Annotated in this window: 16 protein-coding genes; 7 read left to right on the forward strand and 9 right to left on the reverse strand. The window is 42.3% G+C overall.

Features of this window, described 5'->3' with window-relative positions:
• Positions 1-109 precede the first annotated feature (109 nt).
• Positions 110-1,009 carry a GNAT family N-acetyltransferase gene (locus IQ211_RS14320; RefSeq protein WP_223281680.1) on the forward strand — a complete coding sequence of 300 codons (900 nt, stop codon included), beginning with the start codon at positions 110-112 and terminating at the stop codon, positions 1,007-1,009.
• On the opposite strand, the gene rfaC is transcribed toward IQ211_RS14320, so the two are convergent.
• Genes rfaC through rfaD form a run of 3 tightly spaced genes read right to left on the reverse strand, consistent with a single transcriptional unit; the run spans position 989 to position 3,966 of the window.
• On the reverse strand, positions 989-1,966 hold the full coding sequence (gene rfaC / locus IQ211_RS14325) for a lipopolysaccharide heptosyltransferase RfaC (RefSeq protein WP_189759434.1): 978 nt from the start codon (positions 1,964-1,966) through the stop codon (positions 989-991). The two genes, IQ211_RS14320 and rfaC, sit on opposite strands and share 21 nt — an antisense overlap.
• A complete protein-coding gene (rfaF, locus tag IQ211_RS14330; protein WP_189759435.1) occupies positions 1,966-3,018 on the reverse strand; it encodes an ADP-heptose--LPS heptosyltransferase RfaF in 1,053 nt (350 codons plus the stop codon). The genes rfaC and rfaF overlap by 1 nt, the downstream gene beginning before the upstream one ends.
• 9 nt (positions 3,019-3,027) lie before the next feature.
• A complete protein-coding gene (gene rfaD, locus IQ211_RS14335; RefSeq protein ID WP_189759436.1) occupies positions 3,028-3,966 on the reverse strand; it encodes an ADP-glyceromanno-heptose 6-epimerase in 939 nt (312 codons plus the stop codon).
• A 278-nt stretch (positions 3,967-4,244) separates the two neighbouring features.
• Here rfaD and kbl point away from each other — a divergent pair, with 278 nt between their 5' ends.
• Entirely contained in the window at positions 4,245-5,441 is a 1,197-nt protein-coding gene (gene kbl, locus IQ211_RS14340; protein ID WP_189759437.1) for a glycine C-acetyltransferase, read from the forward strand.
• A 9-nt stretch (positions 5,442-5,450) separates the two neighbouring features.
• A complete protein-coding gene (gene tdh / locus IQ211_RS14345; RefSeq protein WP_189759438.1) occupies positions 5,451-6,476 on the forward strand; it encodes an L-threonine 3-dehydrogenase in 1,026 nt (341 codons plus the stop codon).
• Here tdh and IQ211_RS14350 read toward each other — a convergent pair.
• The 4 genes from IQ211_RS14350 to IQ211_RS14365 form a co-directional block, all read right to left on the reverse strand.
• Positions 6,473-7,504, reverse strand: a complete 1,032-nt coding sequence (locus IQ211_RS14350) for a divergent polysaccharide deacetylase family protein (protein WP_189759439.1) — start codon at positions 7,502-7,504, stop codon at positions 6,473-6,475. The genes tdh and IQ211_RS14350 overlap by 4 nt on opposite strands.
• A 16-nt stretch (positions 7,505-7,520) precedes the next feature.
• Positions 7,521-8,834, reverse strand: coding sequence for a murein hydrolase activator EnvC (gene envC / locus IQ211_RS14355; protein WP_189759440.1), 1,314 nt, complete (start codon positions 8,832-8,834; stop codon positions 7,521-7,523).
• Between the two features lie 358 nt (positions 8,835-9,192).
• Complete coding sequence (locus IQ211_RS14360; protein ID WP_189759441.1) at positions 9,193-9,522, reverse strand: type II toxin-antitoxin system RelE/ParE family toxin; 330 nt, start codon at positions 9,520-9,522, stop codon at positions 9,193-9,195.
• Complete coding sequence (locus IQ211_RS14365) at positions 9,491-9,727, reverse strand: TA system antitoxin ParD family protein (RefSeq protein WP_189759442.1); 237 nt, start codon at positions 9,725-9,727, stop codon at positions 9,491-9,493. The genes IQ211_RS14360 and IQ211_RS14365 overlap by 32 nt, the downstream gene beginning before the upstream one ends.
• A 362-nt stretch (positions 9,728-10,089) precedes the next feature.
• On the opposite strand from IQ211_RS14365, the gene IQ211_RS14370 reads away from it, so the two are divergent.
• The 4 genes from IQ211_RS14370 to cysE all read left to right on the forward strand — a co-directional run bounded on the left by IQ211_RS14370 (position 10,090) and on the right by cysE (position 12,928).
• Positions 10,090-10,527, forward strand: coding sequence for a rhodanese-like domain-containing protein (locus IQ211_RS14370; protein ID WP_189759443.1), 438 nt, complete (start codon positions 10,090-10,092; stop codon positions 10,525-10,527).
• Between the two features lie 71 nt (positions 10,528-10,598).
• On the forward strand, positions 10,599-11,069 hold the full coding sequence (secB, locus tag IQ211_RS14375; protein ID WP_189759444.1) for a protein-export chaperone SecB: 471 nt from the start codon (positions 10,599-10,601) through the stop codon (positions 11,067-11,069).
• Complete coding sequence (gene gpsA, locus IQ211_RS14380; RefSeq protein WP_189759445.1) at positions 11,069-12,088, forward strand: NAD(P)H-dependent glycerol-3-phosphate dehydrogenase; 1,020 nt, start codon at positions 11,069-11,071, stop codon at positions 12,086-12,088. The genes secB and gpsA overlap by 1 nt, the downstream gene beginning before the upstream one ends.
• Before the next feature lie 18 nt (positions 12,089-12,106).
• Positions 12,107-12,928, forward strand: a complete 822-nt coding sequence (cysE, locus tag IQ211_RS14385) for a serine O-acetyltransferase (RefSeq protein WP_189759446.1) — start codon at positions 12,107-12,109, stop codon at positions 12,926-12,928.
• Positions 12,929-13,004: 76 nt separating this feature from the next.
• Here cysE and trmL read toward each other — a convergent pair whose 3' ends face one another.
• Complete coding sequence (gene trmL, locus IQ211_RS14390; protein WP_189759447.1) at positions 13,005-13,508, reverse strand: tRNA (uridine(34)/cytosine(34)/5-carboxymethylaminomethyluridine(34)-2'-O)-methyltransferase TrmL; 504 nt, start codon at positions 13,506-13,508, stop codon at positions 13,005-13,007.
• Positions 13,509-13,612: 104 nt separating this feature from the next.
• Positions 13,613-15,487: a polysaccharide biosynthesis protein gene (locus tag IQ211_RS14395; protein ID WP_189759448.1), complete on the reverse strand. Its 1,875-nt coding sequence runs from the start codon at positions 15,485-15,487 to the stop codon at positions 13,613-13,615.
• Positions 15,488-15,538 lie beyond the last annotated feature (51 nt).

Genomic DNA, 15,538 nt, shown 5'->3' on the forward strand with positions numbered 1-15,538 from the left:
TATTAATTTTCTGAAAGGAGTATAATAGAGATTTCACACCTAATTGAGAATGTATTATAATAACTACAATATAGCATTAATTATTTTTAGTATTTAGGGGAACCATTTTATGGAATTGGTCATGACAAAAATAAAATCTTTTCTTTCAGGATGGGAAAAAAGCAATTTTGAACAATATAAAGAAGCACATGCTCTTTTTGGCGGATGTACATTAACACATCCCAATATTGTATCTTTTCTGGATAAACATCTTGATGGACAGTTTTGTTTTTATATCAAAAAGACAGCATCTGGAGTTAAGGGTGCCTGTTTTTCTTCTAAAAACAAAAAGCTGATTGAAGAAATGCAAACTAAATATCCAGTTTCATATGATGAAATTGTTTTCCCTATTGTAACGGATGCAAAATTATTTTTACCTATAAAATCAAAGCGATTATCGCCTATTCATGAAAAGAATTTTATCAATGCTAGTTATAGACCTCTTTTCAGTAAGCGCCAAATTTGCTTAATCAAAGACAGTTTTTCTTACAAAACTCGCCGTAATCGCAGTAACGAGATCAACAAATTTAAGCGTGCAGGAGGAGAAATTCGTCCCTCAAGTGAATTCAGTGCAGAAGAGTTGGTAGATATTTATATTGATCTGTACCAACAGCGTTGGAATAACGGCCATTCTGAAGAGCAGAAAAAGCATCTCCTTGAAATATACACTGAGCTTCGTGAGCATATATTTGGCAATGTATTACTGATTAACGGCAAGCCTTGTGCTTACGATTTTGTCTTGTGGGCGGAAAGTCCCAAATGGATTTCTTTTGATGCCATTAATGGTGGTTATGATCCTGAATATGCTCATCTCAGCGTTGGCAGTATCTTGATGTGGGTGAATGTCCAAGAAGCAAAAGCATTGTGTCATCAGGGAGATAAAACCATGCGTTACTCCTTAGGCAATCCTACTTTTGAATACAAAAATCGTTGGTGTGAAACATTGCCGCTAGGCAAAGTGCTTTTTTAATGTGTTCTGCAAGAGCAGCATAACTTCCCCTGAAGTAACACCTTGCATCGTATTATCTGCCGATTTCAAAGGATGCTGCTCTTTACCATATCCACCGATTAAACCAGGATCAGTCGGCCCAAATAGCGTAATATTGGGTCGATCAAGTGCCGCTGTCAAATGGCTTAAGCCCGTATCAACTGAAACTACGGCTTGTGCCCCCGCAATAACATGTGCAACTTCAGCCAGAGTCAGTTTTGGCAGAACATCAACATGGGAAAACCCTTCCGCTAGCCTTAATGCCCGTTGATATTCATGCTCAGCGCCCCAAGGCAATTTAATGCGCATGCCTGTTGTCTGGATATCTGCGATAAGCTGTCGCCAATGATCTTCAGGCCAATGTTTTTCATCGCGCGTTGTTGCATGGAGAAAAACGAGATAATTATTTTGGCCATTAGTTTGCTGGTGCAAAAAATGGCGGGCGATGGCGTAATCACCTTGCTCTGACGGTTTTTTATACCCCAAACTACCAGCAAATAAAGCCCGAGTGCGTTCAACCGCGTGTTGTTGCTTGTTGACAGCATGACAATGATCATAGAAGAAGCTGGCGATGGGCTCACGGATGCTTTTTCGATCGTAACCATGCTTTGGGCCATGTGCTAATCGCGTTACCAAAAAAGCGCTTTTTAACAGACCTTGAGCATCAATGATAGCGTCATATTGGTGCTGTTGCAGTTGTTGCCGAAATTGTGCCCGTTCTTCACGAATATCCTTCCTAAACCAATTTTTTCGCCAGCGGCGAATAGCCACGGGGATCACATTTTCGACTGCATAGTGCCAGGTTGGAATTTGGGCAAATCCCTCTTCCACTACCCAATCAAATTGAATGTCAGGAAGCTGCTGTTTTGCATCAGTTAATGCTGGCAGAGTATGTAACACATCTCCCATCGAAGACGTTTTTACCAGTAAAACACGCATTAATTCTGGCTCTCCGCCTGTAGCAGTTTGGCTAATGAAGATAGAACTCTTTCAGGTTGAATATCGATCAGACTTTGGTGATAGCCACCATCGCTGTCGCCTTTTCTGATTTTGTGATAACCCGTAATCAGGCGGATCACTTCGGCCTTATTTGATAATGGCGGGGTAAAATCCGGGCTACTTGGCCCATATAATGCCACCAGTGGCCGGTTTAAGGCTGCCGCTACATGCATCAAACCTGAGTCGTTTGTGACGATGGCATCACAAGCTGCGATGACATTTACCGCTTGTTCAAGCGAGGTTTTTCCTGCCAGATTGAGACAATATTCGCGGGCATCATCGCTTAACAGTGCGCGAATATCTTCACCTGCCTGATGATCTTTGTCAGAACCAAACAGCAAAATTTGGTAGCTTTTTTGGGTAATTAACTGTTCAGCGAGGGCAGCATAGTGATAATGTGGCCAGCGTTTAGCTGGGCCGAATTCGGCACCAGGGCAGAAGCCAATAATAGGTCGGTGATCGGAGATATTGAAGGCTGAAGTTGATTCGGCAATATCTTCGTCATTGACACTTAATTGCGGCCATAACAAAGGTTGTGGAAGATCATCGGCGCTACGTCTATTTTTCCCTTCATACGCGAGAGCGATATAGCGTTGAACCATGAGTGGAAAAGCACTTTTATTCAGGACTCGGATGTCATTTAATAATCCGTAACGCATCTCACCGCGCCAGCCTGTCCGTTGCGGGATATTGGCGAAGAAAGGGACCAATGCAGATTTGAATGAATTGGGCAATACATAAGCACGATCATATCTATTTTCACGTAATGCCAGCCCAAGGCGTCGGCGCTCACCCAAGGCCAGGGCACCATGACCAAGCGGCATGGCTAATGCCTGATGCACTTCTGGCATTTTTGCCAGTAATGGACGACACCATGCGGGTGCCATCACATCAATTTCTGCATTGGGGTGCAAATCTTTCAAAGTACGGTAGAGGCTTTGTGACATCATCATGTCACCCACCCATGATGGGCCGATCACCAATATCTTCATAGAAATCGATTAATTATCCTGATTGAGCCATTGCATATATTCAGCGACGCCTTCGGCAACCGTCTTGAACGGTTTTTGATAGCCAGCAGCGCGAAGTTTTGTCAGATCTGCCTGAGTAAAACTCTGGTAACGGCCTTTTAATTTTTCTGGAAAGTCGATGTATTCCACGGCTGGAGATTTTTCTTTATGGAATTCAATCACAGCATCTGCGACAGCCTGGAAAGATTCAGCGCGGCCTGTTCCACAATTAAAAATGCCGGAAACGCCATTTTGCCAGAACCATAGATTGACGGCGGCAACATCACCAACATAGATAAAATCGCGGCGGAAATTCTCACTGCCAGCAAATAACTTCGGATTTTGTCCCTGGTGAATCTGGTTATTTAAATGATAGGCGACACTCGCCATACTGCCTTTATGACCTTCGCGTGGCCCGTAAACATTGAAATAACGGAAGCCGCAAATTTGCGAATCCGCATGGGGCAAAATATCACGAACATATTGATCAAATAGGAACTTGGAGTAGCCATAGACATTGAGAGGTTTTTCATATTGGCGCTCTTCAATAAAATTGTCACTGCGGCCGCCATAAGTAGCAGCAGAAGAGGCGTACAGGAAGGGGATTTGGCGCTCAAGGCAGTAATGCAGCACATCTTTAGAATACTGATAATTATTGTCCATCATATACTTACCATCCCATTCTGTTGTGGATGAACAAGCACCTTCATGGAAAATAGCATCAATGTCACCTAAATCGTCACCTGCCACGATACTGGCAATGAAGTCTTCCTTATCCATATAATCGGTGATATCCAAATCAACCAAATTGACGAACTTTGTGCCGTCTTTCAGGTTATCAACAACCAGAATATCCTTATAGCCCTCATCATTCAGTGCCTTGACAATATTGCTGCCAATAAACCCTGCGCCACCAGTGACAATAATCATTTGGCTCACCTCTAAATAGTCAGTTCACTTTATACCCAGCTTTATTACTGTAACTTGACGTCTATTGGGTATATCTTTGCTGCGTATAATAGCACTTAACCCCACTGACGACAGCAGCTTAGGCAGGGAAATATCCTGAAATCTTGCTGTATACCAGACTCTGGGCCGTGATCAGCTTTACAAAGTTGAGATTAACTTTCTCGTTGTGTCGTCACTAGCAGGATCTATCAGTAAAATACATCATGCCTTTCACTTAGTTAGGGATTCAGGAGAGAAAAATGTCAGCGTCGTTTTACCAGAAAATTAATGAGCAGTTGGAACAAACCCGCTCCGAAGGATTATTCAAAAGTGAGCGTATAATCACTTCTGCTCAGGATGCCAATATTGCTGTTGCGGAGGGTAACCAAGTTATTAATTTTTGTGCCAATAACTATTTAGGCTTGGCCAATCACCCTGACTTGATTGCTGCGGCAAAAACAGGCATGGATAGCCACGGTTTTGGTATGGCATCCGTTCGCTTTATCTGTGGTACACAAGATTCTCATAAAGAATTAGAAAATAAGATTGCTGAATTTTTGGGTATGGAAGATGCCATTCTGTACTCCTCGTGCTTTGATGCAAATGGCGGTCTGTTTGAAACCCTATTTGGGCCAGAAGATGCCATTATCTCCGATGCTTTGAACCATGCCTCTATCATTGATGGCATCCGCTTGTGCAAAGCAAAGCGTTACCGCTATGCCAATAATGACATGCAAGAATTAAGGGTGCAGTTGGAAAAGGCAAAAGCAGACGGTGCGCAAAATATCCTGATCGCAACTGACGGGGTATTTTCAATGGATGGCGTTATTGCTGACCTGAAATCTATCTGTGACCTGGCTGATGAATTTGGTGCATTGGTTATGGTGGATGATTCACATGCAGTTGGCTTTGTTGGCAAGCATGGTCGTGGTACCCATGAATACTGTGATGTTATGGGACGTATTGACATCATCACCGGTACGCTAGGTAAGGCACTGGGTGGCGCATCAGGTGGTTATACTGCTGCGCGTAAAGAAGTGGTTGAATGGTTGCGTCAGCGTTCACGCCCATATTTGTTCTCCAACTCACTGGCTCCAGCCATTGTCGCTGCATCGATCAAGGTGCTGGACATGCTGAAAAGTGGCGATGATCTGCGTGAGCGTCTCTGGAAAAACGCGAATTTGTTTCGTGAAAAAATGACAGCGGCAGGTTTCACGCTGGCAGGAGCAGATCATGCGATTATCCCTGTTATGTTGGGGGATGCAAAACTGGCGCAGGAATTCGCCGCAGAACTGCTGAAAGAAGGCATTTATGTGATTGGGTTTTTCTATCCGGTTGTGCCGAAAGGTCAGGCGCGTATCCGAACCCAGATCTCAGCCGCTCATACTGAAGAACAAATTGAACGTGTGGTGGCTGCATTTATCCGCATTGGTAAGCAATTGGATGTCATTGCTTAAGGTATCATTATGAAAGCATTGTCCAAATTAAAGCCAGAAGAAGGTATCTGGATGACAGATGTGCCCACGCCGGAGCTTGGGCACAATGATGTGATGATTAAAATCCGTAAGACTGCCATTTGTGGGACGGACGTTCACATCTATAACTGGGATGATTGGTCGCAAAAAACTATCCCTGTCCCGATGGTAGTGGGGCACGAATATGTTGGTGAAGTTGTTGCGATTGGTCAGGAAGTAAAAGGGTTCAAGATTGGTGATCGTGTATCTGGTGAAGGCCATATTACCTGTGGTCATTGTCGTAATTGTCGAGGTGGACGTACGCATTTATGCCGCAATACCACGGGTGTGGGTGTGAATCGCGAAGGTGCTTTTGCTGAATATCTGGTTATTCCCGCATTTAATGCTTTTAAGATCCCAGACAATATACCCAATGAGCTGGCTGCGATTTTTGATCCATTTGGCAATGCAGTACACACTGCACTGTCTTTTGATCTGGTGGGAGAAGATGTACTGGTATCAGGCGCTGGTCCTATCGGGATTATGGCAGCAGCGGTATGTAAGCATGTTGGTGCCCGTCATGTCGTGATTACGGATGTCAATGAATATCGCCTTGAGTTAGCTCGTAAAATGGGTGTTACCCGTGCTGTGAATGTTAGCAAAGAAAATCTAACTGATGTCATGGCAGAACTGGGAATGACGGAAGGTTTTGATGTTGGGTTGGAGATGTCAGGTGCTCCACCAGCGTTCCATACTTTGCTCAATACCATGAACCACGGTGGGCGTATTGCTCTGTTAGGTATTCCGCCTTCGGATATGGCGATAGATTGGAACCAGGTCATCTTTAAGGGATTATTTATCAAGGGCATCTACGGGCGTGAGATGTTCGAAACTTGGTACAAGATGGCGGCTTTGATCCAATCTGGCCTGGATTTGTCCCCGATTATCACTCACCAATTCTCGATTGATGATTATCAGAAAGGCTTTGATGTTATGCGTTCAGGGCAATCTGGCAAAGTTATCTTAAATTGGGATTAAAAATTAGCGCAGGCGTCTTTAGTTTTTTGGACGCCTGCCTGATCGTTTTTTGGTCGAGTTTCCGTTTTATTTTCCAGTGTGTGTTTTACTTCTGTTTTGTCTGGCGCTTTTTTTGTCGTGTGATTGCCCAAAAGTTTTTGCATGTACCGATTTAAGGTATTAAAGATAACACTGTTAGAGAATGCCTTCTTGACCATCCTGAGATACTCCAACTGAGTGGCTGGTACATGTTTTGGCTGATGGGGTTTTATGCACTTACGTGCAGTTTGATGATCTAACAACAGGCTGGGTGTTACCAGCTCAATATCATTGGGTAATGTTGCAAGTGCTTGCTGTAAGGCGCGTATGGTCGTGGGATGTGGGTGTCCAATTGCAACGGCAGAACCTCGCTGACGGGCAAGTGAAATTGCTCGGTTAAATTGATGCCGTGTTTCGGCTTCGGTTTGAATATTATCCAAAAATACATTTCTTCGGATCACAGGAACAGGGGTTCCCATTGCCGCTTTGGTGACCTGTGTATTGCCTATTGTCACACTGTCCAGAAAGTAAAGGTGATGATGGGCTAATGCTTGCATTACCTTTTCCATGCCACTGAGGTTAGATGTCATTGCACTACCCATATGATTATTCATACCAACAGCATGGGGGACTTTCTGTATCGCATCTTGAATAATACGGGCAATTTCTTCCCTGCCCATGGCAGGATGGAGTGTATTTTTTTCCAGAGGTTGCCTGCCTAATGGGGCCATTGGCAAATGGATTAAAATCTCCCTTCCCTGCTGATGAGCTTTTTCCGCCATTTTCCTGCCATACGGAGCGTTGGGCAGGATGGCAATAGAAACCGCAACGGGCATTTGTAAGATTTTATTTTCTTCATTAACACGATAGCCAACATCATCAATGACGATGGCTAAACGTGCAGCTTGTGCATTTAAAGTAAACAGCAATGATGTGAAGAACAGCGGTATCCAAGACAAAAAAGTGAATACATTAACCCGCTTTATTAAACGATACCGCATCTTCACCATGACTTGTATTCCTATCCTATTTCCCTAACCACGGTAAAGGGTTAACAGCCTGCCCTTGACGGCGGATTTCAAAGTACAGTGAAGGTTGTTGTTGCCCGCCGCTGCTGCCAACCAACGCTATCGGCTGGCCTGCCCGAACCTGTTGCCCAACACTGACCAATGTACTCTGGTTGTAACCGTAAATGCTCATATCGCCTTTACCGTGTTCAATCACAACAACCAGTCCATAACCTTGCAGCCAGTCTGCCAGCAAGACACGCCCATCTGAAATTGCCCTGACTTCGGTCCCTTCCGCTGCCGAGATAACAACGCCTTTCCAGCGAAGTTCACCTTGTATTGCTTCGCCAAAACTATGGATAACACGACCGCGTACTGGCCAGATTGCTTGCCCTGCAGGACGCCCAAGGCCACCAGTTCGAGCCATGAGAGCCCGTTCTTCTTCTGTTGGCTTATAGCTGGAACCTTTTTGTTGTGCTTGTTTCTGTTTAGCAGCAACTTGGGCACGAACACGAGCTGCTTCACGTGCTTCACGTTCAGCACGCGCTTTGGCTTCCCGCTCAGCTTTGGCAATTTTGTCTCTCAGTCTGGTTTCATTCTGCCGAAGTTCAGCCAGACTCTGTTGATCTTTCTTCAATGAAGATTCGAGAGTCGTTAATGTTTTTTGCCGTGCAGTGCGGGCAGTTTCCATCTTTTGCTTTTGCTGTTTTTGGCTGGCCAGTATCGCTTTCTGTTCACTTTGTTTTTCTAGTTGCAGTTTTTTTTGCTGGTTAAGTTCTTCAGTGGTTTTTTGCAGTTTAGCGATAGTTTCCTGACGAGCCTGATTTAAATAACTGTAATAAGCGAGAATACGTTCTTTGCGCTGATTTTCTTGCCCATTGAGCAACAATTCTAACCCTTGGTGATTTCCTTGCCGGAATGCAGCATCCAATTGGTTGGCAAGTAATTGACGTTGCTCCTTTTGTTGTGTTTGCAGGTGTTTGATATTGGTATTTAGTGATGAAACGTCGTTTTCCAGTTTATTCAGACGAGTCTGTGTTGTATGCAGCGAGCGTCCCACATCGGAGATAGTGCTTTCTTGTTCTTTTAATTGGTTAAGCAGATCTGCACGTTGTTTTTGTTGCTGTTTTACGCTTTTCTCTTTCTCGGCAATATCCTGTTGAATATCTTTGAGCTGATTTTTATTCTCTGAAATTGGATTAGCGAAAGTATTTGTACTGAAACTGAGAAAGGTGAACAACAAGGCACAGAGTTGTAACACTCTGATTTTACTTTGCAGTTTGTATTGCCTCTGCCGATTCTTACGGCTATTGAGATCCTTATTTTCAGCCATCTTATTGGGTACCCTGCTGCTACATAGCGCCTGATTATTTCATGAGGAATTGCCCCTGACCAGAGAACAGACTGTTTTTTATCATTAATATAAGTTTTAGCAAAATCTGCCGTAAACCCTCGCCAATTTCGTTTTGAGTCATACCAACCCGTCAGTTTGCTCAGATTAGTATAGGCTCAATAAACGCTTGGGGCTGTCTTAGGCACTTTTTTCTTTATCTTGATCTTGCTTTACCGTACCTCAATGTAATATTTATTATTGAGATCAGTAAAGTGGAAAAAAATTCAAAAAAATCCCCTGATTTTTTTCTCAGGGGATTTGTGTATGAAAGACAGACGCTGGAGCGCAGTCTTATAAGTTATTTAATAAACTTTAAATCGTCTTTCCTGTGTCGCTTTTGTTCCTGATAGAAATTTTCATGAGGGCCAAAATTTAACAGGTATAACTCTATTTTTTCTTCAACCCAATGATAACCAAGCAAAGTTAGTTGGTTATTCAATTGGAACTTGTGGACACGAAGAAAACTCAATTCTCCTTTCTTCTGTTCGCCAATTTCAGGGTTGTCGATAATTTTTTCTATTTCATCTTCCACTATAACAAGAAGATTTTTAGGTAACTTAGATAATGCCTTAGAGAAACGCCTTGTTTCATAAACATCAATCTTGGGACTTTTTGGTCCTTCTGACATAACGCGACACCTTACCATTATCGACTTCGCTTTTCGCCAGTAGCGCATCAAGGATAAAGGAGTACGGCAAATCTGGGTTATCTTCGGCGATGCGGCCTATTTTTGCCCAATGCTCGATCTGCTTTGGCACACTCCTGCTTGATACTTCTGCGTGAATTTTTACATCATTCACGAAGTCATCGTCTAAACGGATACTAATAGCCATTTGCGTGCTCTCTCTCGGGGGTTGTATACATGCGATCAGACGCAGACGCTTTCGGAAGCGCACTTATAATATGCGCCATTTTGTCTTATTATGCAATCTTTTGTCGCGAAAATGAATTATGTCAGCCATTAGCCAGATGGTAACTATTTATTGCCGAAGATCCTGCCTTGGTCCAGTGTTACATGAAATATTTTATTGATGCATGACAATCAAGTTGTTCTCAGCATGTTTTTTAATTTTTCTCGAAACTCTCCGCAAAATCTGCATTGGATTGATGCTAATTGGCTGTAATTGAGGCAACACACAGGTATACTCTTCTACCTTAGATATTTGTTATTAACTAACGGGAGTTGTTGCCCTCCATGCTGCAAGAAATCATGCAATTTATTAGCCGGAACACGATCCTGAGCCTTGTCTGGATTGCATTGCTGGTGGCTGTCATTGTCATGACGGTAAAAAGCGTGTTCTCCAAGAGTAAAGAGATCACCCGTGCTCAGGCCATCCATTTCATCAACAAGGAAGAAGCTATCGTCGTGGATTTACGCTCCCGTGACGATTTTCGCAGAGGGCATATTATTGGTTCCGTTAACCTGACGCCATCTGAAATTAAAGACAGTAATTTAGGTGAGTTGGAAAAACATAAAAAACAGCCTGTTATCGTAGTTTCAGCGAATGGGCTAGAATCCAAAACACCAGCGGAAAATCTGGTTCGTTTAGGCTTTGAGCAGGTTTATTCCCTGAAAGAGGGGATTGCTGGTTGGGCGGGTGAAAATCTGCCATTGGCTCATGGCAAGAGATAAAGAACTTAGGTGCAAGTAATAGCTTGCATTATTGAACAGTTTAAGGACATCTGAAAAAGGTAAACATCATTATGTCAGAACAAAACAACACAGAAATGGCTTTCCAGATCCAGCGTATTTACACGAAAGATATTTCTTTCGAAGCACCAAAAGCCCCGCAGATTTTTCAGCAGGATTGGCAGCCGGAAGTTAAATTGGATCTGGACACTGCTTCCAATGAATTGGTTCAGGGAGTTTATGAAGTTGTTCTGCGTGTTACCGTCACGGCGACACTGGAAGAAGAAACTGCGTTTCTGTGTGAAGTTCAGCAAGCGGGTATTTTCTCTATTGATGGTATTGAAGGAACCCAGCTGGCACATTGCTTAGGCGCATATTGCCCGAACATTCTGTTCCCATACGCCCGTGAGTGCATCACCAGCTTGGTAAGTCGTGGTACCTTCCCACAACTGAACCTGGCTCCTGTTAACTTTGATGCGCTGTTCATGAATTATCTGCAACAGCAGGCTGAATCTCAGCCTAATGAGGCTGAACAGGAAGCCTAATGAATACTGCTTCTATGACAGTGATCGGTGCCGGTTCATACGGCACCGCTTTAGCCATTACTTTGGCTCGCAATGGGCACGATGTTGTGCTTTGGGGACATAACCCTGAGCACGTCAATGCGTTGCAACAAGCGCGTTGTAATCAGGCATTTTTACCGGATGTTTCTTTTCCTGATAGCTTACTGCTTGAGTCTGATCTGAAAAGCGCTGTTTCAGCCAGCCACAATATCTTGGTCGTGGTTCCCAGCCATGTTTTCGGTGATGTTTTACAGCAGATAAAGCCACATTTACAACAGGATAGCCGCATTGTTTGGGCGACCAAGGGGCTTGAAGCGGAAACAGGGCGCTTATTACAAGATGTCGCTCGTGAGATATTAGGTGATGAAATCCCCTTGGCTGTAGTTTCTGGCCCGACATTCGCAAAAGAGCTAGCGGCTGGTTTACCAACAGCGATTGCGGTTTCTGCCACCACACCTGAGTTTGGTGAAGAACTACAACAGTTTTTCCATTGCGGCAAAAGCTTTCGAGTCTACAAAAACCCAGATTTCATTGGGGTACAGCTCGGCGGGGCAATAAAGAATGTTATTGCAATTGGTGCAGGGATCTCTGATGGTATGGGATTTGGAGCTAATGCCCGTACAGCATTGATCACCCGCGGATTGGCGGAGATGAGCCGCCTTGGAGTGGCGTTGGGGGCTGATCCTTCGACATTTATGGGAATGGCTGGATTGGGTGATTTAGTTTTGACTTGTACCGATAACCAATCCCGTAACCGTCGTTTTGGTATGATGTTGGGAAAAGGTATCGGTGTTGATGAAGCACAGTGTCAGATCGGGCAAGTTGTTGAAGGATATCGCAATACCAAAGAAGTCCGTGCCTTAGCGGAACGAGTGGGTGTTGAAATGCCTATTACAGAGCAGATCTACCAGATACTATACTGCAATAAAGATGTGATTGAGGCTGCCCAAACATTATTGGGAAGAGCGACAAGAGATGAGGGAGAAGGCTCTCACTCTTAAATAAATGAGAACACTGATATGTCGCGAGCAGAACTGAACGAAGTCTGGAAAAATATAAAAAACGAGGCGAGGGCGCTGGCAGACTGTGAACCCATGTTAGCCAGTTTCTTTCACGCGACACTACTCAAGCATGAAAATCTTGGTAGTGCCTTGAGCTACATGCTGGCAAATAAGCTAGCATCACCGATTATGCCCCCTATTGAAGTCAGAGAAGTCGTTGAAAGTGCGTATCGCAGTGATCCTAAGATGATTGAATCGGCTGCACGTGATATCAAAGCTGTTCGACTGCGCGATCCGGCAGTAGATAAGTATTCGACACCATTACTCTATCTTAAAGGTTTCCATGCTCTGCAAGCCTACCGCATTGCTCACTGGCTATGGAAAGAAAATCGCAAGGCATTGGCAGTCTATCTGCAAAACCAGATCTCAGTTTCTTTTGGTGTCGATATTCATCCCGCCGCCAGAATTGGCTGTGGCATCATGCTTGACCATGCGACAGGTATTGTAATCGGTGAGACGGCGGTTGTTGAAAATGATGTTTCTATTCTGCAATCTGTAACTCTTGGGGGAACAGGTAAAACTAGCGGAGATCGTCATCCGAAAGTACGTGAAGGCGTGATGATTGGCGCGGGTTCCAAAATCCTCGGCAATATCGAAATTGGTCGAGGTGCGAAAATTGGGGCAGGCTCAGTTGTATTAAGATCAGTTCCTCCTCATACCACTGTGGCAGGTGTACCGGCGAGGATTGTTGGTAAACCGGAAAGTGAGAAGCCATCGCTGGATATGAACCAGCATTTTAATGGCATCAATAATGGATTTGAGAATGGGGATGGAATTTGAAATTCTGTCTCTTTTCTTATGAGTATTAATAGATAGGACATTTAGCGTCTAATCCACGCTAAATGTCCTATTAATCTTAATCCCGCAATAACGCACCTGGATAACCCAGCTGTCGCCATGCTTCAAACACAACTACTGCCACAGTATTAGACAGATTCATGCTACGGCTATCTGGCAGCATAGGAATTCTGATTTTTTGTTCAGTTGGCATGTTATCTAACACATAAGATGGTAAGCCACGAGTTTCAGGGCCGAACATCAAATAATCACCATCACGATAACTCACATTACTGTGTGCTGGAGTGCCTTTTGTGGTTAAGGCAAATAGGCGCGCTCCAGTAGGGGATTGTGAATTGATGGAACTAAGTCCTTCACTTTCCAGGAATGCGTTGTAATCGTGATGTTGTTTGATATTGGCGAATTCGTGGTAATCCAACCCTGCACGACGCAGGCGCTTGTCGTCCCATGTGAAACCCAAAGGTTGAATGAGATGAAGTTGACAGCCAGTGTTAGCACACAGGCGGATAATGTTGCCTGTATTAGGCGGAATTTCTGGTTCGAATAGGACGATGTTTAGCATTGGTGTTTCAAATTGGAAAATTATAATAACTGTTTATGCGAGAATAGAAATTTATTTTTTAGTTGGATGCTTCTACTGATAATAGTATTGGGAATAGTAATCAACTATTTTAATAAATCACATATCTCATCTTTAGGTTGGAATTCCAAAGGGGCATTTATCAATATTTCACGAATAGATTCTAAATCACGTTCACTACAAGCTGATTGAAGATTTTGAATTAACTCATTAAGTTCAGACCATTCTAGGTAGATCTCATTTGCTGTCATGATCCTAGGATGATTTGTTCCTGAAACATTGTTTCCTATTAATAATTCTTCGTATAATTTCTCTCCGGGACGAAGACCTGTTACTTTTATTTCTATGTCTCCATTTCGGTTATTCTCATCTTTGACTGTCAAACCTGAAAGGTTTACCATTTTAACTGCAAGATCATATATTCTTACTGATTCTCCCATATCTAATACAAAAACATCGCCATTTACTCCCATGGCTCCTGCTTGAATAACTAATTGGGCTGCCTCTGGGATTGTCATGAAATATCGAGTTATCTCTTTATGGGTAAGAGTTATTGGACCCCCATTAGCTATTTGTTTCTCAAACAGAGGTACTACTGAGCCTGAAGAACCAAGTACATTTCCGAATCTTACCATGGAAAATTGAGTATGTTTATTCTGCTTAGCTAATGCTTGTAATATTAATTCAGCGAATCTTTTTGTTGCTCCCATTATATTTGTGGGACGAACTGCTTTATCTGTGGATATGAGAACAAATTTATCAACTTTTTGAGTAATAGCAGCTTGAGCAATAGCTAGTGTACCAAAGATGTTGTTTTGAATACCTTCTATGGTATTTAATTCAACTAGAGGAACATGTTTATATGCTGCAGTATGATAAATGGTGTTAATATGAAATTTATCAATAATTTTATTGATTTTCTCTGAGTTCTTTATATCCCCTAATATAGGAATGATGTTAACATTTAGTTTTTTTTCTTTGTTGATTTTTTGTAATTCTCTTTCTATTGAATAAAGAGCATATTCTGTTAATTCGAATAAGATTAAAAAAATCGGTTTTTGCTGAATAATTTGGCGACACAATTCAGAACCAATTGAACCTCCCGCTCCAGATACAAGGACATTTTTATTTAAAATGTTTTTAGAGAATAATTCTGGTAATGGAGATACTTGTTCCCTTCCTAAAAGATCATCTATGGATAATTTTCTTAGAGTATCAATTTTAGCTGTACCATCTACCAATTCATTGAAATTTGGGATTGTTAATATTTCGCAATGTGTTGGTTGTAGTGTATCTATAATACTTTTTCTTTCAGCAATAGATGCAGTGGGGAGAGCAAGTAATATTTTTTCTACTTTATACTTTTCTACTAGTTTAATAACTGAATCAGATGAATAAACAATAACCCCTTGAATACTTAAATTTTTCAGTTTAAGGTTGTCATCAATAAAAGCTACTGGCTCTAATTCGCGGTGTTCTCTTAATATGGGTAATAATTGTCGTCCTGATTCCCCTGCACCATATATAATGACGGGAATTCCCTTATTCATTATATAATTACGAAGTGCTCTGTAAAAAAATCTAGTTCCGCATAATAAAATAACTAAAAAAGAAAAGTAGATAATAGGAACTGTTCTTGGTAAAAAAGCCTGCTGGTATGAAGAAAATGCTATTAAAATTAGAGATGATAAAAATGAACCAATGACAGCCCACTTTAAAATACTCATATTAACATATCTTAATATAGCTCGATAAAACCCCAATCTAATAAATATAAAAAGTGTACATGGTATTGTTAGGCTAATTACAGACCAATGTAATAAACTATTAATAGGAACTTCTCTATCTAAACGTAGCCACATACTGATCCAATATGAAGAAGCTATTATCAAAATATCAGCAATCATTAATAAAAATGTTTTTAGTAACCTTTCTTTATTGAAAAAAAGTCTCTCGCTCATGAATGTTACCTGAAAATTATTTTATATATAGTTTTAAAAATTATTTTGATA

Origin of the sequence: Xenorhabdus griffiniae (assembly GCF_015163655.1) — a bacterium.
Taxonomy (GTDB): Bacteria; Pseudomonadota; Gammaproteobacteria; order Enterobacterales; family Enterobacteriaceae; genus Xenorhabdus; species Xenorhabdus griffiniae.

Excerpts from the sequence above, each read along its gene's own strand:
- IQ211_RS14365 (WP_189759442.1), bottom strand. The coding sequence starts at position 9,727 with ATGGCTATTAGTATCCGTTTAGACGATGACTTCGTGAATGATGTAAAA.
- IQ211_RS14395 (WP_189759448.1), bottom strand. The coding sequence starts at position 15,487 with ATGAGCGAGAGACTTTTTTTCAATAAAGAAAGGTTACTAAAAACATTT.
- IQ211_RS14320 (WP_223281680.1), top strand. The coding sequence starts at position 110 with ATGGAATTGGTCATGACAAAAATAAAATCTTTTCTTTCAGGATGGGAA.
- rfaC (WP_189759434.1), bottom strand. The coding sequence starts at position 1,966 with ATGCGTGTTTTACTGGTAAAAACGTCTTCGATGGGAGATGTGTTACAT.
- tdh (WP_189759438.1), top strand. The coding sequence starts at position 5,451 with ATGAAAGCATTGTCCAAATTAAAGCCAGAAGAAGGTATCTGGATGACA.
- envC (WP_189759440.1), bottom strand. The coding sequence starts at position 8,834 with ATGGCTGAAAATAAGGATCTCAATAGCCGTAAGAATCGGCAGAGGCAA.
- IQ211_RS14350 (WP_189759439.1), bottom strand. The coding sequence starts at position 7,504 with ATGGTGAAGATGCGGTATCGTTTAATAAAGCGGGTTAATGTATTCACT.
- kbl (WP_189759437.1), top strand. The coding sequence starts at position 4,245 with ATGTCAGCGTCGTTTTACCAGAAAATTAATGAGCAGTTGGAACAAACC.
- IQ211_RS14370 (WP_189759443.1), top strand. The coding sequence starts at position 10,090 with ATGCTGCAAGAAATCATGCAATTTATTAGCCGGAACACGATCCTGAGC.
- rfaF (WP_189759435.1), bottom strand. The coding sequence starts at position 3,018 with ATGAAGATATTGGTGATCGGCCCATCATGGGTGGGTGACATGATGATG.
- secB (WP_189759444.1), top strand. The coding sequence starts at position 10,599 with ATGTCAGAACAAAACAACACAGAAATGGCTTTCCAGATCCAGCGTATT.
- trmL (WP_189759447.1), bottom strand. The coding sequence starts at position 13,508 with ATGCTAAACATCGTCCTATTCGAACCAGAAATTCCGCCTAATACAGGC.
- cysE (WP_189759446.1), top strand. The coding sequence starts at position 12,107 with ATGTCGCGAGCAGAACTGAACGAAGTCTGGAAAAATATAAAAAACGAG.
- rfaD (WP_189759436.1), bottom strand. The coding sequence starts at position 3,966 with ATGATTATTGTCACTGGTGGCGCAGGGTTTATTGGCAGCAATATTGTC.
- IQ211_RS14360 (WP_189759441.1), bottom strand. The coding sequence starts at position 9,522 with ATGTCAGAAGGACCAAAAAGTCCCAAGATTGATGTTTATGAAACAAGG.
- gpsA (WP_189759445.1), top strand. The coding sequence starts at position 11,069 with ATGAATACTGCTTCTATGACAGTGATCGGTGCCGGTTCATACGGCACC.